General features: G+C 48.0%; 19 protein-coding genes. 3 read left to right on the top strand and 16 right to left on the bottom strand.

All coding sequences use genetic code 11. From position 1 onward, the window contains the following. Positions 1-195 precede the first annotated feature (195 nt). Both fabF and MKY62_RS06130 read right to left on the bottom strand, forming a co-directional pair. The gene (gene fabF / locus MKY62_RS06135) at positions 196-1,434 is read right to left on the bottom strand and encodes a beta-ketoacyl-ACP synthase II (protein ID WP_003180590.1); all 1,239 of its coding nucleotides are present in this window, start codon (positions 1,432-1,434) and stop codon (positions 196-198) included. A gap of 21 nt (positions 1,435-1,455) precedes the next feature. Beyond that, positions 1,456-2,394 (bottom strand): beta-ketoacyl-ACP synthase III, encoded by a 939-nt coding sequence (locus MKY62_RS06130; RefSeq protein WP_003180588.1) that lies wholly within the window; start codon positions 2,392-2,394, stop codon positions 1,456-1,458. 168 nt (positions 2,395-2,562) lie between these two features. On the opposite strand from MKY62_RS06130, the gene MKY62_RS06125 reads away from it, so the two are divergent. Then, positions 2,563-2,805, top strand: a complete 243-nt coding sequence (locus tag MKY62_RS06125) for a hypothetical protein (protein ID WP_003180586.1) — start codon at positions 2,563-2,565, stop codon at positions 2,803-2,805. A 51-nt stretch (positions 2,806-2,856) separates the two neighbouring features. On the opposite strand, the gene MKY62_RS06120 is transcribed toward MKY62_RS06125, so the two are convergent. The 4 genes from MKY62_RS06120 to MKY62_RS06105 all read right to left on the bottom strand — a co-directional run bounded on the left by MKY62_RS06120 (position 2,857) and on the right by MKY62_RS06105 (position 5,487). Then, complete coding sequence (locus MKY62_RS06120) at positions 2,857-3,027, bottom strand: ComZ family protein (protein ID WP_031314537.1); 171 nt, start codon at positions 3,025-3,027, stop codon at positions 2,857-2,859. A 25-nt stretch (positions 3,028-3,052) separates the two neighbouring features. Then, positions 3,053-4,006, bottom strand: coding sequence for a BMP family ABC transporter substrate-binding protein (locus MKY62_RS06115; RefSeq protein WP_003180583.1), 954 nt, complete (start codon positions 4,004-4,006; stop codon positions 3,053-3,055). 85 nt (positions 4,007-4,091) lie between these two features. Next, positions 4,092-4,667, bottom strand: coding sequence for a hypothetical protein (locus MKY62_RS06110; protein WP_003180580.1), 576 nt, complete (start codon positions 4,665-4,667; stop codon positions 4,092-4,094). Positions 4,668-4,752: 85 nt separating this feature from the next. Further along, positions 4,753-5,487, bottom strand: a complete 735-nt coding sequence (locus MKY62_RS06105) for a hypothetical protein (protein WP_003180579.1) — start codon at positions 5,485-5,487, stop codon at positions 4,753-4,755. Between the two features lie 231 nt (positions 5,488-5,718). Between MKY62_RS06105 and MKY62_RS06100 the strand changes: the two genes are divergently transcribed. Next, a complete protein-coding gene (locus tag MKY62_RS06100; RefSeq protein ID WP_009328851.1) occupies positions 5,719-5,913 on the top strand; it encodes a YjzD family protein in 195 nt (64 codons plus the stop codon). A 70-nt stretch (positions 5,914-5,983) separates the two neighbouring features. Here the strand turns inward: MKY62_RS06100 and MKY62_RS06095 are convergent, their stop codons facing one another. Next, a complete protein-coding gene (locus MKY62_RS06095) occupies positions 5,984-6,163 on the bottom strand; it encodes a YjzC family protein (protein WP_003180573.1) in 180 nt (59 codons plus the stop codon). 181 nt (positions 6,164-6,344) lie between these two features. Here MKY62_RS06095 and MKY62_RS06090 point away from each other — a divergent pair, with 181 nt between their 5' ends. Beyond that, a complete protein-coding gene (locus tag MKY62_RS06090; RefSeq protein WP_003180571.1) occupies positions 6,345-7,157 on the top strand; it encodes an undecaprenyl-diphosphate phosphatase in 813 nt (270 codons plus the stop codon). A gap of 33 nt (positions 7,158-7,190) precedes the next feature. On the opposite strand, the gene argF is transcribed toward MKY62_RS06090, so the two are convergent. From argF to MKY62_RS06045, 9 genes are all read right to left on the bottom strand, one after another. Continuing rightward, on the bottom strand, positions 7,191-8,141 hold the full coding sequence (argF, locus tag MKY62_RS06085; protein WP_003180569.1) for an ornithine carbamoyltransferase: 951 nt from the start codon (positions 8,139-8,141) through the stop codon (positions 7,191-7,193). After that, entirely contained in the window at positions 8,129-11,218 is a 3,090-nt protein-coding gene (locus tag MKY62_RS06080) for a carbamoyl phosphate synthase large subunit (protein WP_003180566.1), read from the bottom strand. The genes argF and MKY62_RS06080 overlap by 13 nt, the downstream gene beginning before the upstream one ends. After that, positions 11,211-12,275, bottom strand: coding sequence for a carbamoyl phosphate synthase small subunit (locus MKY62_RS06075; protein ID WP_003180564.1), 1,065 nt, complete (start codon positions 12,273-12,275; stop codon positions 11,211-11,213). The genes MKY62_RS06080 and MKY62_RS06075 overlap by 8 nt, the downstream gene beginning before the upstream one ends. Before the next feature lie 67 nt (positions 12,276-12,342). Continuing rightward, on the bottom strand, positions 12,343-13,500 hold the full coding sequence (locus MKY62_RS06070) for an acetylornithine transaminase (protein ID WP_003180562.1): 1,158 nt from the start codon (positions 13,498-13,500) through the stop codon (positions 12,343-12,345). Continuing rightward, positions 13,497-14,273, bottom strand: a complete 777-nt coding sequence (gene argB / locus MKY62_RS06065) for an acetylglutamate kinase (RefSeq protein WP_003180560.1) — start codon at positions 14,271-14,273, stop codon at positions 13,497-13,499. Before argB ends, MKY62_RS06070 begins: the two co-directional genes overlap by 4 nt. 14 nt (positions 14,274-14,287) lie before the next feature. Then, complete coding sequence (gene argJ, locus MKY62_RS06060; RefSeq protein ID WP_003180559.1) at positions 14,288-15,508, bottom strand: bifunctional ornithine acetyltransferase/N-acetylglutamate synthase; 1,221 nt, start codon at positions 15,506-15,508, stop codon at positions 14,288-14,290. Positions 15,509-15,527: 19 nt separating this feature from the next. Next, positions 15,528-16,565 (bottom strand): N-acetyl-gamma-glutamyl-phosphate reductase, encoded by a 1,038-nt coding sequence (gene argC / locus MKY62_RS06055; RefSeq protein ID WP_003180556.1) that lies wholly within the window; start codon positions 16,563-16,565, stop codon positions 15,528-15,530. Between the two features lie 357 nt (positions 16,566-16,922). Next, the gene (locus tag MKY62_RS06050) at positions 16,923-17,231 is read right to left on the bottom strand and encodes a metal-sulfur cluster assembly factor (protein ID WP_003180552.1); all 309 of its coding nucleotides are present in this window, start codon (positions 17,229-17,231) and stop codon (positions 16,923-16,925) included. A gap of 62 nt (positions 17,232-17,293) precedes the next feature. Next, positions 17,294-18,061: a prolyl oligopeptidase family serine peptidase gene (locus MKY62_RS06045; RefSeq protein ID WP_003180551.1), complete on the bottom strand. Its 768-nt coding sequence runs from the start codon at positions 18,059-18,061 to the stop codon at positions 17,294-17,296. Positions 18,062-18,150: the final 89 nt, after the last annotated feature.

Below are 18,150 nucleotides of genomic sequence, written 5' to 3'. Positions count from 1 at the left end.
AAATTAAAATTTTTTACTGAAGATACCTTGGTTAAAAATCGCCCCCTGGTTCCTATCTGAACGCCCATATTTTCAAATTATGAAAAACTATAAACATCTTAGTCTTTTTAGACTGCAAATACTTTTAAGTCTGCGGAAAGAGGATGACAAAATAAAAACGGCCACCATCTAAAATGGCAGCCGTTTTTATTGCGGTTATTCATATTTTTTGAAAATCAGCGTTGCGTTGTGTCCGCCGAAACCGAGCGAGTTGCTGAGCACAACATTTACGTCCTGGCGGCGGGCTTGATCCGGTACATAGTCCAGATCGCAATCTTCATCAGGCGTTTCGATATTGATTGTCGGAGGAATGATGCCTTCCTTAATGGCTAGGACGGAGAAAATCGCTTCGATGCCTCCGGCAGCCCCGAGCAAGTGCCCTGTCATCGATTTTGTCGAGCTGACGGCAAGCTTGTAGGCATGCTCTCCGAACACTTCTTTAATGGCGATCGTTTCAAATTTATCATTGTACGGCGTGCTTGTTCCGTGCGCATTGATATAATCAATGCTATCAGGAGACAGACCCGCATCTTTGATCGCTTCTTTCATGGCTCTGACGCCGCCTTCCCCATTTGGCGCAGGAGCCGTGATATGATAGGCGTCTCCCGTTGATCCGTAGCCGACCACTTCCGCGTAGATTGTCGCTCCGCGGTTTAACGCGTGCTCAAGCTCCTCAAGAACGACGATTCCCGCTCCTTCTCCCATGACGAAGCCGTCGCGGTTTTTGTCAAACGGGCGGCTTGCCGTTTTCGGATCCGGATTAGTGGAGAGCGCTTTATTGGCGGAAAAGCCGGCAAACGACATTCTTGTAAGCGGGGCTTCCGTTCCGCCGGAGATCATGACATCTGCATCGCCGCGCTGAATGACTTTAAAGGCGTCGCCGATTGAGTTCGTACCCGTCGCGCAAGCCGTCACCGTACAAGAGTTGACCCCTTTTGCACCGAGAGAAATCGAAATCTGGCCGGTCGCCATGTCAGGAATCATCATCGGTACAAAGAACGGGCTGACGCGCCGCGGTCCTTTTGTTAAAAATGTTTCGAACTGCTGTTCAAGCGTTTCAAGGCCGCCGATCCCAGAACCGACCCAGACGCCGACCCGGTCTGCGTTGCTCTCGTTAATGTCGAGCCCCGCGTCTTCCACGGCCATTTTCGCCGACACAACGGCATATTGTGTGAAGCGGTCCATTTTTCTCGCGTCTTTTTTATCCATGTAATCTTCTATCTTAAAATCTTTCAGTTCCGCGGCTACTTTAGCTGGATACTCGTCCGCGTTCACCCTTGTAATCGGGCCGATTCCGGAAACCCCGTTAACCGCGTTGTTCCAGCTCGTTTTGACGTCATTACCAAGAGGTGATAAAGCTCCTAATCCGGTAATGACTACTCTTTTACTATTCATAAGTTGCACCTCACCTTTCTTTTATCGGCCCCAGCGCATGGCGATGGCTCCCCATGTCAAACCACCGCCGAAGCCGACCATCACAATGACGTCACCGTCTTTTATTTTACCAGCTTCAAGCTCTTCCACAAGAGAAATCGGAATAGAAGCAGCTGATGTGTTTCCGTATTTATGAACCGTTTTAGACATTTTTTCGACTGGCAGCTCCAAACGTTCGCGCGCCGCTTCCATGATCCGGATGTTGGCTTGATGCGGCACCAAAAAGTCGACATCCTCTTTGGATAATCCGGCTTTTTCAATGACATTCACACTGGATTCGCCCATTTGGCGGACAGCAAACTTGAACACTTCTCTGCCATTCATGATTGTATGATCTTTTTCATCCAAGTACAAGTGCTTTCCGCCTCTGCCGTCTGCACCGAGCTCAAAAGACAAAATCCCTTTATCGTCGCTGACAGGCCCGACAACTGCGGCGCCCGCTCCGTCTCCGAACAGAACAGCGGTATTGCGGTCATCCCAGTCCGTAATGCCTGAAAGCTTTTCAACTCCGATGACAAGCACATGCTTATACGTCCCGGCTTCGATAAACTGTTTTCCAGTGACTAAACCGTACATAAAACCGGCGCACGCTGCGCTGATATCCATTGCACAGGCATTGAATGCACCGAGCTTTTCTTGAATCATGCAGGACACTGTCGGGAATGCCTGGTCAGGAGTAACGGTGGCGACGAGAATCATATCAAGATCTTCCGCCTCGATGTTTGCGTCTTCCATCGCTCTTCTAGCGGCGGCCACAGCCATGTCGGATGTTTTCTCATCTTCAGCTGCGATTCTTCTTTCTTCTATGCCTGTTCTTGTACGAATCCACTCGTCAGAAGTTTCAACCATTTTTTCCAAGTCGAAATTGGTCAGCACCTTTTCAGGGATGTACCGGCCGATTCCAATAATTCCAGCTTTCATAGGAAAGACTCCTTTATTCATGATTTTTTCCAACTAATGTTATGAGTTATTATTAGTATCTGGTACTAATCCTACCCTATTTTTTTTTAGTTGGCAATATATTCGTCTAATCTAGCAGACCAAAACATTCATATAGTAGTGATATATATGAAAAAGGAGGGATGAAGAGTGGCGAACGACGATTTTTTCACAAAAATGATGTTTGGCGCAAACGCACCCGGCAGGCATGAAGAGACGGAGACGGATGCGGAAGCGGAAACCGCCGAAGACGCTGAAGTATCCCAGGAAGCCGATTATATGCACGTGTTGAATCAGGTTGGAGAAATTATGGATTCGCTCGATGAGCTGAAGCCTGTGTTTAAAGAAATCGGCTCAATGGTCAGCGCTTTGAAAAATAAGATTTCCATATAAAAAAGCCACTTCTATTAAAAAGTGGCTTTTCAACCGTTTGCGGGCATTTCGTCAGGCGTCAGAACCGGCGTCCGCTTTACCGAGCTCGTAAGCTTCCGCCATCACTTTTGTAAACAGGTTCATGAACGGCTCAAGCATTTCCGGCGAAAGTTCGATTCCCGCTTTCTCCATCTCTTCTTTCGCTTCCGGAACGTATTTCATGGCAATTTGCAAAAATTCCATCGATTTTTCGTGCACTTTGATCACCTCAATGTTCGTTTGGCAGTTTGTTTGTTTTTTTGTATTCGTCAATCAGCCGTTTCATCTCTTCTTGAAATGACGGATCGACAACAGGGCTGAATTTCCCCATCTCGATGACGCCTTCTTGAATGTCAAAGGACCGCTTGCCGCCTTTAAGCGTTCCTTTATTAAACTCGTCGGCGGTGAGTTCATAAGCGTCGTCTACATGCTGTATAGTGCTTGTCAAAACGACATTCTCACCCAATTCCGACTGGTCGCTTACATATCCGATAGCGTACAGCCCGTCCTTTTTGATTTGTTCAATGACAGGGACATTATACCCGTCTCCGGCCGGATACACAACATCCGCGCCTGCCTTCTTCATTTTTTCATACAGTTTGACGGCATTTTCGCTGTCGTCCCACTGGCCGACATATTCTGTCATCACCTCAATGTCCGGATCGAGGTATTTAGCCCCTTCGGAAAATCCTTCTACTTCAGGCTGCCATTTATACGTTGCGAGCACGCCGATTTTCTTTGTTTTTGACTGATGTGCCGCCGTCATTCCGCCGAAGAACCCCATCGCTTCTCCTTCAAGCGATATGCTTGTCACATTTGGGTGATCGGCTTTCGAGTTCATTAAAACAAAATGAATATCAGGATAATCTTTGCATATCTCATTAAAGGCTTTTTCATATTCGCTTCCGTGCCCGTAGATGAGGTTGACGCCTTTTTTGTGAAAATCTTCTACAGCCATTTTAATGGCAGCGTCATTATCGATTCCCTCTTTATAATAGACGTCGACATTGTAGACGGATTGTATTCTTAATAATCCTTTATATCCTTTGGTTCCCCATACTTGGTCATTTATCGTATCAGGGACAAGCAAACCGACTTTTTCAATTTTCCCTTTCAGCGGCGATTGTCCGCAGCCGCTTAGCGCCAGGAGAATGAAAAAAATCGCGACAAGCCTGTACACCATGCCATGTTCAACTCCCTTTCGAAAAAACAGCAATTCAAATCTATCTTTATTGTATCCTTTCAAGTGTAAATTAGGAAGATCTTTCTTATTTTTTGTCGAAAAATGTAGACATTTGTCTGATCCATTCTTCAATGATCTCATCGGCTTTATCGTATGGCGTCTTCTGTACAAACTGCAAATCTGAAAAATCTTTTTCAACAGCACAGGCAGCGGCTTGTGCTGCCGCGTCGTTCACAAAAAGCGCTCCGTCCCTGTTTTGTTTATCCTCTGCCCTGACGTCCCACGGACCGAACAGATCCGGAAGCACGATCAGTTCAACACCCTTTTCCTCCATGCCGGCGCGTAAATCCTCTTCGAATTGTTCCTGGTAGACAAACAGAATAACAGGCTTGTTTTCAACGCCTGCAGCCAGCGCTTCTTCCGGCACTGAGCCTGTGTATTGGATGAAGACTTGTTCGTACGGGGCTTCAAGCTCTTTTTCGATGAGACGGAAATGCTCGTTTCTTCCCAGCCACATCAGCCGCTCTTCGAGATACATCAGCTTTTTTTCGTCGCTTGTCTGTTCCAGCTTTACATCTATGTCAACACCCTCTTCAAGTAGATGTTCACAAAATGAAAGGCCGAAGAACTCATCTGCTCCATATACAAGTGCCGGCTTCATTCGATGGACCACCTTTCGTTTCAGCTTTTTTAACCAAGCAAAAAACAGCCCTTTCATCATTTTCGGGCTGCTATTATTCTATTCTCTATAAGACTTTTTCATGCGTTTTGAAAAAGTTCGCGATTGCTGAATGAATGCGCTGAGGATGTTCGGTCAGGTGCAGGGTAAGCCCTACGCTGTGACGGCCTTTAAGCTGGCGCTCCTCAAACGTTTTGGCATGGATCATATACGGATACGGTGAGCCGTTCAGTCTTTGCCAAATATGAACGGGTACGAGATTGTGATAAGGGGATATGCTTTTGAACGGATAATCGGCTGCCTCCCGCTCCGTAATTCCGTAGCTTTCGGCAATTTCTTTAATAAACTGTTTGTAGAAAAACTTGTTTTCTTTTTCTCGTTTATGATGAGCCTGAAGATCGAGGCAAGGATTAACCATCGCTGCAGAACGTATTTGGTTCGAGATCGAGCGAAGGAGCTCATCTGCAATGAGCGCGCCTGTGCCTTCCGCCAATAGATGAATTTTTTCATTTAAGATTTCCTGTTTGAACACGTAATGAATCAGCTGTTTGGCGTATGCAACCGCTTTTTCGGAGCCCCAGTGCCTGCCGAACAAATTGCTGTTTACCAGGGTGTAGCCTTTGTTTCTCAGGCTCGTAAGAAGCTGACTTCTTCCGTAATGCTGAAGCCAGAAGCTCGTATCTTCCCCGACGAAATGTGTTCGGTCGCCGAAAATGAACACCAGAAAACCGTTCGGCCTATACGGAAGATGAACCACATTCCATTCTGTATCCACTTGAAAAAAACGGTCGGTTATTTTCATCACTTGCCTGCCTCCTTCCTGCCGTAATCTGCTCATTATTTTATGTCGTACACGCATCAAACGAATAAGGAAAAGTCCCAGTCTTCATGATGAAAAATGAACTTTTATCAAATGCCCTTTTTGATATTTCTGAAATCGGAGTTGAAAGCCCTGTCTTGTTCACTAAAATGTCTTTTCCAGCCGGCTATGTATATGGTATGATAAGTTTTAGAATTGAATGAGAAGGACGAGGTGGGAAACGTGCGATTTGTGGTCGCTTTTTTCTGGACATTTCTTTTGACGCAGATGGCCTGCTACATTGTCGGCGCCATGAACGGTGCTGGGTATGACCTTCAAACCAGTGTCATTATGGGCTTTATCATCACCGCAGCCGTTATTGTTCTTGGAGAAATTATGCCTGTTAAACAGGATGCAAGTCAACATTAAAACCCCGGCTTCTAAAAGTGGGGTTTTTTGCTTTAGACAGACAGCCGGCAGAAAACCGACGGCTGTTTTTTTAAGGCTTTCTTTTATATGTCCAGAGCCGGTTATGATTGGAGGTTTCAGGGAAGAACTCGCCGGCGCTCAATTTGATTTGCTGAGGGTTCTGAACCATGCTTCCCGTTTCGCCGATTTCCACATACACTCCATTATTGGGCGCTTTTTGGCCCGGCCGGAATTGACGCTGCTGTCCCATTTGCTTCACTCCCTTTTACCATTAGATTGCCCCAATTTCTCAAAAAACATGTCGATTTTATCTTTACATCTGTTTGCTTTGTGTAGTTTAATGAGAAAAGCGTTCTGAAAATTGAAACGAACCGCCTGTACATTCCGTCTGTTAAAAGGGCATCACAACTTGTGGGAAACGGAGGAGTATCATGGATTTTTTAGTGTTGATCAAGTATATCCTTTTAGGGTTGCTTCAGGGATTCACAGAGCCGATCCCTGTTTCGTCAAGCGGCCATTTGGTGCTGGCACAGCACTTTTTGGGCTTGAATATTGAAGGCTTCAGTTTTGAGCTTTTGATGAATGCCGGTTCTTTAATTGCCGTACTGCTCGTTTATAAAAACGATATTTTCAGGCTGGCGGTAAACGGGCTGTCTTATGTCACAACAAAAAATGAAAAAGGAAAAGCGGACTTCAGGTTTATCATCTATCTGATCATCGCCACGATTCCTGCCGGTGTCATCGGCGTTTTATTTGATGATGAGATTTCGGCTTTCTTTAAAGACGGCGTCCGGATCACCGCGGTTACTTTGCTTATTACGGGTCTGGCATTGTTTCTTATTCGAAATTTGCGCGGCCGGAAAAGCGACGGCGAAATCAGGCTGAGAGACGCCGTGATCATCGGCTTTTCGCAAATGGTTGCACTTGTTCCCGGCATCAGCCGTTCGGGAGCGACGATCGTTCCTGCGATGGCGCTCGGCCTCAAATCTGAAACCGCGCTCAGGTTTTCATTTTTGCTTTACATACCGGTCAGCCTTGGCGGAACGATTTTAAGCATTACCGATATTTTTCATGATCCGCGTTTAGGAGAGCTTTTTCTTCCTTATTTATTCGCGTTCATCGCATCTGTTATAGCTACATACTTCTCATTGCGCTGGTTCATGAATATTATGGCGAAAGGAAACTTGGTTTATTTCTCGATTTACTGCTTTGTCATCGGCATCGCCGTTTTGATATTCGCCTAAAAACAGCTGATCAATGGATCAGCTGTTTTTCATTTAAGATAACAGTGCTTTTAATAAAGCTTTTTGGACGTGCAGGCGGTTTTCAGCCTGCTGAAATACCGCTGAATTCGGACCGTCAATGATCTCTGCGGTGGCCTCTTCCTCCCGGTGGGCAGGAAGGCAGTGCAGAAAGATGTAATCAGGCTTGGCATGGGAGACAAGCGTTCCGTTGACTTGGTAAGGAGCAAAAATCTTCATCCGTTCTTCGGCTTCCTCCTCCTGTCCCATGCTTGTAAAAACATCAGAATAGATGACATCCGCTTGTTGAACGGCTGACACGGGATCATTTGTGATCGTGACGGCCGCACCGGATTCTTCGGCGAATGTCTCGGCCAGTTTCACCACGTCCTGATTCGGCTCATACCCTTTGGGTGAAGCCACCGTAATGTCGCATCCCACTTTCGCGCAGCCGATTAACAGCGAATGCGCGACATTGTTTCCGTCGCCAACATAAACGGCTTTCAGCCCTTTTAATGTTCCTTTCATCTCTTGAATCGTTAATAGGTCACTAAGCGCTTGACACGGATGAAAAAGATCGGTCAATCCGTTGATCACGGGAATCTCGGCGTGCTTGGCAAGCTCTTCGACTTTTTCGTGTTCGAATGTGCGGATCATAATCGCGTCCACATATCGCGAAAGCACTTTCGCGGTATCTGCGATCGTTTCCCCTCTGCCCAGCTGCATGTCTTTACTGCTTAAAAACAGGGCGTTTCCGCCGAGCTGCGCCATTCCGGCTTCAAACGATACGCGCGTTCTCGTCGACGATTTTTCAAAGATCATCGCCAATGTTTTTCCTTTAAAGATGTCTTGAATTTTATTTCGCTTCATTGCCGCTGCCTCTTTCAGCAAATAGACGATCTCCTCTTTTGAAAAGTCTTTCAGGCTTAAGAAATCCTTGCCTGACAGATTGATCTCCCGGGTCGCCCCGATGTTTACAGTAGACATGTCTCCACTTCCTTTTTATATAAATCTTTAAGCGACACGGCTTTAGTCGTTCCATGCCCGCTCGTCAAAAATGCCCGCACCGTCTCTTCTTCCGTCATCACCGCCACGCCGTGAGTGACGGCTTCTATCCTCTGCTTTCTCGCCTCTTTTGACTCGGCTAAATGGATGTGCAGCGCTTTGTCCTTCCGTTTGATCCAGCCCGGAAAATCGTCCGACTGTACGGTGAAGCCCGCCTGTTCTGCGAGAGAACGGAGCTCGCCGGCTCCTTCCATGTAAATGCAGCCTTTCGTTTGCCAGATTCCTGCAAAGATTTTCTTCAGGGCGCTTTCCGGATTGAAGCCGACATACATGCCTTCACCGGTCGATTTCATTTCCGGCCCAAGCTTCAAATCGACATCTTGAATGGCGTGCGATGAAAAGACCGGAAACTTCACGGCAACACCGCGTGAATTTTTGGCGGCGGGCTTCAGTTCTTTGAGTGACGAACCGGCTAACAGTTTCGCCGCAAGCGGGATCATCGGAACTCCCATCACCTTGCTGACAACCGGAACCGTCCGGCTCGCCCTCGGATTGACTTCAAGGATGAGCAGCTCATCCGAATCCGCTATAAATTGAATGTTCATAATGCCTTTAAATCCGAGCTTGCGGACGATTTTTGCGGCAGCATCCCGAGCGGCGCTTTTCATCTCCGGAGTAACCGAAGGCCCCGGCAAAATCGCGTAGCTGTCACCTGAATGGACGCCTGCTTTTTCAATATGCTCGATATAAGTCGGGATATAAAGATCGCCGCCATCGCTGACAAGGTCGATTTCAAACTCTTTTCCTGATACGTATTGATCGATCAGAATCGGGTAAGGCATTTGCGATGCCCCGCCCAGCAGCTCTCTGAGCTCCGCTTCTGAGTGAACGATCATCATGCCCATTCCGCCGATCACGTATGACGGCCTGATCAACACAGGATAGCCGATTTCGTTCGCTTTTTTCACCGCTTCCGCTTTTGATGAAGCCGTTTCTCCTTTGGCATGGGAGATGCCGAGCTCGTCAAGCAGCTGATAAAATTGATCGCGGTCTTCAAGTATGTCAAGGGTTTCCGATGATGTCCCAAGCAGGGTGATGCCCGCTTTTTCAATCGCTTGCGCTACATTGATGGCGGATTGGCCGCCGAATTGCACAATCGCAAAGTCGATGTCTTCCGCTTCAGCGACATTGAGAATATGCTCGGGTGTAATCGGTTCAAAGTACAGGCGGTCCGCCATTTCATAATCCGTGCTGACGGTTTCCGGATTGTTGTTCAGCATGATCGTTTCAAATCCGAGGCTTTTCAGCGTCATGACGCCGTGCACGGCGCTGTAGTCAAACTCGACCCCCTGGCCGATCCGAATCGGGCCGGAACCGATGATCAAGGCCCGCTTTTTCGTTTTTTGAGAGATGTCTCCGTCGCTTTTCCCGAAGTACGTTGAGTAAAAATAGTTTGTCTTCGCATCAAATTCAGCCGCGCATGTATCGACGATTTTAAAGGATGCGGCAATGCCCATTTTCTTGCGGAGCGCGCGCACTTCTTCTTCTGTCTTTCCGGTGAGGGAAGCGATCGTAAAGTCGGTAAATCCCTTTTCTTTCACCTTTTTCAAAAGGCTGACGGACAACGAGTCTCCCTGCTCCATCAGCGTGTTTTCCAGCTGAATGATGTTAGAAAACACATGAAGGAAATAATCATCGATTTTCGTTTTCTCGTGTATTTCGCTGATGGAAGTCCCCCTGCTCAGCAGTTCCATAACCGCAAAGAAACGGCGGTCATCAGGGGTCTCAAGCAGCTTCCACAGCACTTCAGAAGATACGCCGCCAAGTTCGGGCAAATGTGTTCCTGATGTTTTCAGCTCAAGGGAGGCGACCGCTTTTTGCAGGGCCGCTTCAAGATTGCGGTCAATCGCCATGACTTCCCCTGTCGCTTTCATTTTCGTGCCGAGCTTGCGGTCGGCTTGTTTGAATTTGTCGAACGGCCAGCGCGGAAATTTGACGACGACATAGTCAAGCGCAGGCTCGAAGCTTGCATAGGTCGAATCTGTGAGCGGATTTTTCAGCTCGGCAAGCGTGTAGCCGACAGCCAGTTTTGCCGCCATTTTTGCGATCGGATAGCCGGTTGCTTTTGAGGCGAGGGCTGATGAACGGCTTACTCTCGGATTGACCTCGATGACATAATAGTTTTTGCTCTCCGGGTCCAAGGCGAATTGAATGTTGCAGCCGCCGACGACATCGAGCGCGGAAATGATTTTTAAGCTGGCAGAACGCAGCATTTGATAATCCGCATCCGTTAATGTCTGCGACGGGGCGACAACGATCGAATCTCCCGTATGGACGCCGACAGGATCGATGTTTTCCATATTGCAGACGGTGATGCATGTATTGTTACTGTCCCGCATGACTTCGTATTCGATTTCTTTAAAACCGGCAATGCTTTTTTCGACAAGGCATTGATGGATCGGACTTGCGAGGAGGGCGCTTTCGATTAAAGGCAGAAGCTCCTCTTTTGTCGCCGCGATGCCGCCTCCTTTTCCGCCCAGTGTATAGGCCGGCCGCACGATAATCGGAAAACCGATTGAGAGCGCAAAACGAAGCGCATCATCCTGATTGTCAACGATTTCTGAATCCGGCACAGGTTCATTCAGCTCTTTCATCAAGGCGCGGAACTTTTCTCTGTCTTCACCCTTTTCGATCGTATCGACAGATGTTCCAAGCAGCTTCACCCCGTACGCTTTCAGAATGCCGGCCTTTTCAAGCTCGACAGCCAAATTCAGCGCTGTCTGTCCGCCCAGATTGGCGAGCAGTCCATCCGGTTTTTCGCGCTTGATGATTTGTGTGAGGCTTTCCACTGTCAACGGCTCAAAATAGATTTCATCTGCAAAAGATTCATCGGTCATGATTGTCGCCGGGTTGCTGTTGACGAGAATCACCCGGTAGCCTTCGCTTTTCAGCGCCATGCAGCCTTGGGTTCCTGAGTAGTCGAATTCAGCGGCCTGCCCGATGATAATCGGCCCCGATCCGATAACGAGAATGCTTTTGATGGTTTGGTCTTTAGGCATGGGCGATCTCTCTCCTTGCTTCGTTCAATTTCTGCAAATATTCTCCGAATATCCATTCGCTTTCAGCCGGTCCCGGATGGGCTTCCGGATGAAACTGAACGGATAGGACAGGCAGTGTTTTATGCATCAGCCCTTCTACTGAACCGTCGTTGACATGATGAAACCTGACGGAAAATTCATTTTCGCTGATGGTGTCCCGATCGACGACATAGCTGTGATTTTGGCTTGTCATGAACACGCGTCCGGTCTCTTTGTCCATGACCGGATGATTGGCTCCCCTGTGGCCGAACGGAAGCTTATACGTGTCGCTTCCGAATGCGAGCGCGATCAGCTGGTGCCCGAGGCAGATGCCGAGCGTCGGATAGGAAGAAATGATACCCCGGAGTGCATCCATATATGGAAGGATCGCTTTCGGATCGCCCGGCCCGTTTGAAAGGACGATTCCGTCCGGATTCAGCTTCGCAATGCCGTCCATCTCTTGATAGGGAACGACCGTCACTTTGCAGCCCCGGTTTGCTAGCGATGAAGCGATCGACTTTTTATAGCCGAAATCGATCAGCGCAATATGCGTATTGCCTTCCCCAAAAGCGCCGTTTTCGTTTTGTCCGGAAACCTGTGCCGCATAGTTTTCCAGCTGGCGCGGAGCCGGGATGTCGTCCTTTTGTTTCGTCAGCCTCGCATTCAGCGTCCCTTTTGCCCTGATATGCTGAACAACCGCTCTTGTGTCCACGTGCGACAAAAGCGGAACATCCCACTTCGCCAAGTATTCCCGAAGGCTTTCTGTCGCCTGATGGTGGGAAAATCTGTCGCACGCTTCATAGACGACGACCCCTCTCACCTGAGGCTGTTTGCTTTCAGCATCGCTTCCATTAATTCCATAGTTGCCAATCAGCGGATACGTAAAGACAATAATCTGGCCTTTATATGAAGGATCTGTCAAAACCTCCTGATAACCGGTCATGCCCGTAAAAAAGACGACTTCACCGGTGCAGCCGTCAAGACCGTCCAGTTCTCCGCTGAAGGATGTACCATCTTCAAGAACTAAATATCCTTCCATCTTATGCCCACCTTTGATGAATAAATAGTGATATTCATGAATTTTTATACTTTCATTTCAAAAAAAATTACTGCTTTACAGCAGAATGATTTGCCATGACATCTTTCAGCTTCTCCACGGCCGCTTTGATTTCGCTTTTCGCAACCGTCAACGGCGGCAGAAGCCTGATGACGTTCGGACCCGCAGGAAGAACGAGCAGGCCTTCTTTTTGAAGCGCTTCGATCAGCGGCTGCACGGGTTCTTTGCACTCGATTCCGGCGATCAGCCCTTTCCCGCGGATATCTTTCACAAGCGGAAATTGGAGCTTATCTTTCAGCTGTTGATGCAAAAATGCTCCTTTGGCGCTCACTTCTTCAAGAAAGCTTCTGTCAAAAATGGTCTCCAACGTGGCATTTGCCGCAGCCATCGCAAGCATGTTCCCTCCGAATGTCGTGCCGTGGGAGCCCGGCGAAAACGCTTCTGAGAGCTCTTTTTTGCCGATGACCGCTCCGACCGGAAAACCGCTGCCCAGCCCTTTCGCAACGGTGACGATATCGGGTGACAGCCCTTCGTGTTCATATCCGAATGCTTTACCGGTGCGGCCGATTCCGGTTTGAACTTCATCAATGATAAGGAGAGCCTGCTTATCTCGGCAAAAGTCTTGAACGCTCTGCAGAAATTCTCTGCTCGCCGGGATGACGCCGCCTTCGCCTTGAATCGGCTCCAGCATGACCGCCGCGATATCTTTTTCGTCCTGCAATTCGGCAAATGCTTTCGGCTCGTTGTAAGGGAGGTAATGGAATCCTTCAAGCATCGGTCCGAATCCGTGCTTGATCTTTTCCTGTCCGGTTGCAGCCATTCCCGCATACGTGCGCCCGTGGAACGATTGCTGAAAGGTTACGATTTTTGTTTTTTTCGTATGTTTTCGCGCAAGCTTCACCGCCCCTTCATTCGCTTCCGCCCCGCTGTTGCAAAAGAAGACGAGATCGCCTGCACTGTTTTTGGCAAGGAGCTGTGCAACCTTTTCTTGAAGCTCATTTTGAAACAAATTGGAAACATGCCAGACATCGTCAAGCTGTTTTTTGAGAGCAGCCGTTACTGAATCGGGGCAATGCCCGAGATTGCAGACCGCGATTCCCTGGACGAAATCGAGATAGGCGTTCCCCTTCTCATCCTGGACGATCGTGCCTTTCGCTTTTTTAATATTGATATTCCAGCGGCTGTACGTTTGAAATAAGTGACTCACGATACGGCCTCCTTTTGTTTGATGATTTTCGTGCCGATGAAATCGTCTTTCGTCAGGAAAGATCCTTTCCCGCTTACGATCATTACTTCTTCCACTTCATCTGTAAGAGCCTCTTTTGCGGAATGCACTTTTGGTATCATGCCTCCCGAGATCACGCCTTCAGCAATCAGGCTTTCGATGTCTTCGGGCGTCAGCTCTTTCAGCATTTCTTCGTTTTTCATAATTCCTTTGACATCTGTCACAAACATCAATTTGTCAGCGCGCAAGGCTGCCGCAACAGCCGACGCCGCCAAATCGGCGTTCACATTCAAGGTCTCACAGCCATCCGTCATCGAGAGGGGTGCGATAACCGGAATAAATCCTTTTTCCATGAGCGCTTCGGCCATTTGGCCGTTTACTTTTTTAATGCGCCCGACTTGACCGTATTCCTTTTCATTTAAATAGTCTGCAAGGAGCAGTCCCCCGTCTTTTCCCGATACGCCGACAGCCGGAAGCCCGTGCTTTGTCAGCTCAGCAACGAAAAATTTGTTGATCGAACCGGACAGGACCATTTCAGCGACTTCAAGAACCGCTTTTGTCGTCTTGCGCTGTCCGTTGACGAATTCGGTTCGAATATTGAGCTTCTTCAGCATCTTTGTAATATCGGGTCCACCCCCGTGCACGAGCGCGATTTTCCAGCCGCTTTCAGTCAGATCTTTCAGGTTTTGAAAAAATTCGTCCGAGAGTTCGCGGATGACGCTTCCGCCGCATTTAAAAACGATTGTTTTACCCATTGTGATCCCCTTTTTTACGTACGATAGCTCGCATTGATTTTGACGTATTCATAAGTTAAATCGCAGCCCCAAGCCGTACCCTTTCCTTCACCTTCCTGCATGAAAACCTCGATTTTCACTTCGCTGTTTTCTAAATATGTTTTGGCCAGCTCTTCCGAAAACGGCTGGGGTTCGTTATTTTTAAAAAGGCATTGGCCGCCCAGGTAGATTTCTACCTTCTCCGGTGTCACAGCAGCCATGCTGTCTCCGATCGCGACAATGATTCTGCCCCAGTTCGCATCCGTTCCGTAAACCGCGGTTTTTACAAGGTTTGAGCCGACGATTTTTTTGGCGATGATTTGCGCTTCAAGATTGCTTTTCGCACCGTTCACTTCAACCTCGATCAGCTTTGTCGCCCCTTCCCCGTCTCTCGCGATTTGTTTGGCGAGGTCTGTGCAGGCAAGCTGCAGGCCTTTTTTGAAAACCGGCCAATCTTCGTGTTCTTCATGGAGGCGCTCATTTCCGGCGCATCCGTTCGCCATGACGAGCACCATATCGTTAGTCGATGTGTCGCCGTCGACTGTGATCTGGTTGAATGAAACGTCCGTAATTTCCCTTAATGCCCTTTGCAGCGCGCTTTCTTCGATGCATGCATCTGTTGTGACAAAGCCGAGCATCGTCGCCATATTCGGGTGGATCATCCCCGACCCTTTGGCTGCTCCGCCAATCGTCACTCTTTGACCGCCGATCGTCAGTTCATAGCACGTTTGTTTGATCACCGTGTCTGTCGTTAAGATCGCTTCTTCGAAATCGCCTTCGGCAGGCTCAGTCTCGGCGAGAAGGCTGATGCCTTTTGTAATGCTCTCCATATTGAGGTATTCGCCGATGACGCCGGTTGAGGACACGGCCACCAGTTCCGGCTCGATCCCAAGCATATCAGCGCTTTGGCGGCGCATCTCATATGCATCTTTTAAGCCCTGCTCTCCCGTACATGCGTTGGCATTTGCGCTGTTGACGATGACGGCTTGCAGATGCGCGCTTTTTTTGAGACTTTCCTGCGTCACCTTGATCGGCGCAGCCTGAAAGTGGCTTTGCGTATAAACGGCGGCGCTCACCGCCGGTCTTGAGCTGATGATAATTCCAAGATCCTTTTTTGAATAGCGGAGGCCGCAGTGAACCCCTTTTGCCAAATAGCCTTTAGGCGAAGCGACATTTCCGTCTGTTTTTTTTATGCTGTCTTGACTCACCTGAATCATAAGTTTGTTCTCTCCCGTCTTATGGATAAATTGGCGTAATTTCAAGCCCGGCGGTTTCGCTCCAGCCGTTCATAATGTTGAAGTTTTGAACAGCCTGACCCGCGGCTCCCTTCATCAAGTTATCGATCACTGACACAATTGTCACTCTGTTCGTCCGTTCATCAACGGTAACGCCGATATCGCAAAAATTGCTGCCGTACACCTCTTTAGTTGCAGGGAATGAACCGGGTTCTCTCACTCTGACAAAGTATGAATCTTTATAAAATTTCGAAAAAATAAGTTGGAGCTGTTCGGCATCCATGCTGTCTTTCAGTTCTGTGTAGATGGTCGCCATAATGCCCCTTGTCATCGGAACTAAATGCGTGCTGAATGTGATCGGTTTAAATGCGGAGTCCCATTGTTTAACAATCTGCTCGATTTCAGGCGTATGCTGGTGTTCGTTTACCTTATATATTTTGAAATTGTCATTGATCTCTGAAAAGTGAGTGCCCATCGACGCCTTTCTGCCTGCTCCCGATACCCCTGTTTTCGCATCGATGATGACAAAAGATTCGTTGATGCTGCCGCTTTTGACGAGCGGCGCCAAGCCGAGAAGAACCGCTGTCGGGAAACAACCTGGATTGGCTATGTACTGCGCCGTTTTAATGTCTTCCCGATTCAGCTCAGACAGTCCGTATACCGCTTTTTGAAGCACGTGTTCAGGCGCGGCTTCCCTTTTATACCACTTTTCATAGACGCTCGGGTTCTGCAGCCTGAGATCGCCGGACAGGTCAATGATCGGTATGTCATATGCATCAAACTGTGGCGTCAGCCGGCTGGATACCCCCGGAGGCGCAGCCATAAATAAAAAATCGATTTCGTTCGCAATTTTCTTTACTTCGATCGGTTGCAGGTGTTGATCTGTCAGTTTCATAAGGTGCGGGTATGCGGCATCATAGCGGGCTCCCTCATCACTCGATGAATACAATATGCATTCATCTGCATAAGGGTGCAACTTCATAATCCTCATAATCTCTGCCCCTCCATAGCCAGTAGAACCTATAATACCTATTTTCAAAACAAGTTCACCTTCTTGGTCTTTGTGAAATTATTTAACATTATAACATGAATAAAAATTAATTCAATTGTATATTTAATATTTTTTGTTCATCTTTCATATTGGTTCTTTCCTCCCGCCGGCGGTCCTTTTTCAGCGGCTTGGTCGTGCTCCGTTCCCATCTTCCCGGATTCTCCGCTTTTCAAACCGGAGAATGTGCCGGCTGGCGTTTTTGCAATAAAAAAAGAACGCTTGTACAAGCGTTCTTTTTATAACGGGAGTAGCGATCTGCCTGGATACGCCCGTGTTATCTATTACGGCGGCTCCCTTTTCAAAACAGAAAGAGCCTGTCAACGGTTGAGCAGGCTCTGGAAACGTTTATTGGATGCCAAGTGCGATTTTCGCATATCGCGACATTTTGTCCCGTGTCCAAGGCGGATTCCAGACGATATGAACGTCAACTTCCTTGACTTCGGGAATATCTGCGAGCGCTTTTTTGACTTCATCCACAATGATCGGCGCCAGCGGACAGCCCATTGAAGTCAAAGTCATAGTCACGTCAGTTTTGCCGTTTTCATCCATATCCACGTCATATACAAGGCCGAGATTGACGATATCGACGCCCAGTTCAGGGTCAACGACCTGTTCAAGGGCGCCCATGATGTTCTCTTTTAATGCTTCATCCACTCTTCCTCACTCCTTTTTTCATCAGTATAACGCACTTCTTTCATTTTCTAAACCGATAGCACTTAAAGGTGCGCATCAAACCATTCGACTGTTTTCAAAAGGCCTTCCCTTGATACTTTATGCCCGGCCCGCTCATCTTCGATAAAATGCAGCAAATCAGGCCGAGTTTCATACAGCGGAATCGTCGATTCATAGAAGCGGCGCGCCAAAGCAAACGGAACGGTGCCATCCTGTTTGCCGTGCCAAAATAAAAGCGGCCTCATCTTCAATTTGTCCGGCTGCAGACTCAAGTCAAAACGCTTCAGTTTATCGCGCTGCTGTTCGATTTGTCCTTCTGTGAAAGGAAGTTCAATTTTCTTTTCACGCATAAAAGCGAGCTGTTGATCAAAAAATTCTACATAGGCGGGACTGCCCATTAAACTGACGGCAGTTGTAATCCATTCGTATTGGGTCAAAGCGCCGAGCGTGACAATACCGCCCATCGAAGTTCCGGCGGCGCCGATACGGCCCTTTTCAATCAGGTTTTCCTGTTCAAAGTGGTTTTTCAGCACTTCGAGCTCTTTGATTTCATTCGTGACGATCTCCCAAAACCTCGGGGCGAGCTCTTCCTGAGTGAGCTGTTCTTCCCTCTCCCCGTGATAAAGAGCCTCAGGCAGGACCACGCGCATTCCTTTTTCGGCAAGCAGATATGCGAAGTGAAGGTTATGCTCTTTTGCGCTTGTAAAACCATGTATGAAGAAAACAAGAGGAAGAGCTTTCTCTTTTTTCTCCTCTTTTACAATATGCAAAAGAGGAATGTTTGAAATATGCTGCTTTTCGATTATGATCACGACTGTTTCTTCCTCCTTTTAGGATGTCCATCATCATAAGTTTAACATGTAGACAATAAAGAAGGTAAAAAGATACACTATAGGTAAGT

Source organism: Bacillus sp. FSL R7-0646 (genome assembly GCF_037969865.1).
In the GTDB taxonomy this organism is placed as follows: domain Bacteria; phylum Bacillota; class Bacilli; order Bacillales; family Bacillaceae; genus Bacillus; species Bacillus licheniformis.
This window is presented reverse-complemented; position numbering and strand designations above follow the sequence as displayed.

Coding starts and splice junctions, on each gene's coding strand:
- argF (WP_003180569.1), bottom strand. CDS start 8,141: ATGTCTACTGTAAACATCGGGGCGACCCGGGAGATCAATCTGTCAGGC.
- fabF (WP_003180590.1), bottom strand. CDS start 1,434: ATGAATAGTAAAAGAGTAGTCATTACCGGATTAGGAGCTTTATCACCT.
- MKY62_RS06080 (WP_003180566.1), bottom strand. CDS start 11,218: ATGCCTAAAGACCAAACCATCAAAAGCATTCTCGTTATCGGATCGGGG.
- MKY62_RS06075 (WP_003180564.1), bottom strand. CDS start 12,275: ATGGAAGGATATTTAGTTCTTGAAGATGGTACATCCTTCAGCGGAGAA.
- MKY62_RS06130 (WP_003180588.1), bottom strand. CDS start 2,394: ATGAAAGCTGGAATTATTGGAATCGGCCGGTACATCCCTGAAAAGGTG.
- MKY62_RS06115 (WP_003180583.1), bottom strand. CDS start 4,006: ATGGTGTACAGGCTTGTCGCGATTTTTTTCATTCTCCTGGCGCTAAGC.
- argB (WP_003180560.1), bottom strand. CDS start 14,273: ATGGGTAAAACAATCGTTTTTAAATGCGGCGGAAGCGTCATCCGCGAA.
- MKY62_RS06105 (WP_003180579.1), bottom strand. CDS start 5,487: ATGAAAATAACCGACCGTTTTTTTCAAGTGGATACAGAATGGAATGTG.
- MKY62_RS06120 (WP_031314537.1), bottom strand. CDS start 3,027: ATGGAATTTTTGCAAATTGCCATGAAATACGTTCCGGAAGCGAAAGAA.
- MKY62_RS06095 (WP_003180573.1), bottom strand. CDS start 6,163: ATGGGACAGCAGCGTCAATTCCGGCCGGGCCAAAAAGCGCCCAATAAT.
- argJ (WP_003180559.1), bottom strand. CDS start 15,508: ATGATTCAGGTGAGTCAAGACAGCATAAAAAAAACAGACGGAAATGTC.
- MKY62_RS06110 (WP_003180580.1), bottom strand. CDS start 4,667: ATGAAGCCGGCACTTGTATATGGAGCAGATGAGTTCTTCGGCCTTTCA.
- MKY62_RS06090 (WP_003180571.1), top strand. CDS start 6,345: ATGGATTTTTTAGTGTTGATCAAGTATATCCTTTTAGGGTTGCTTCAG.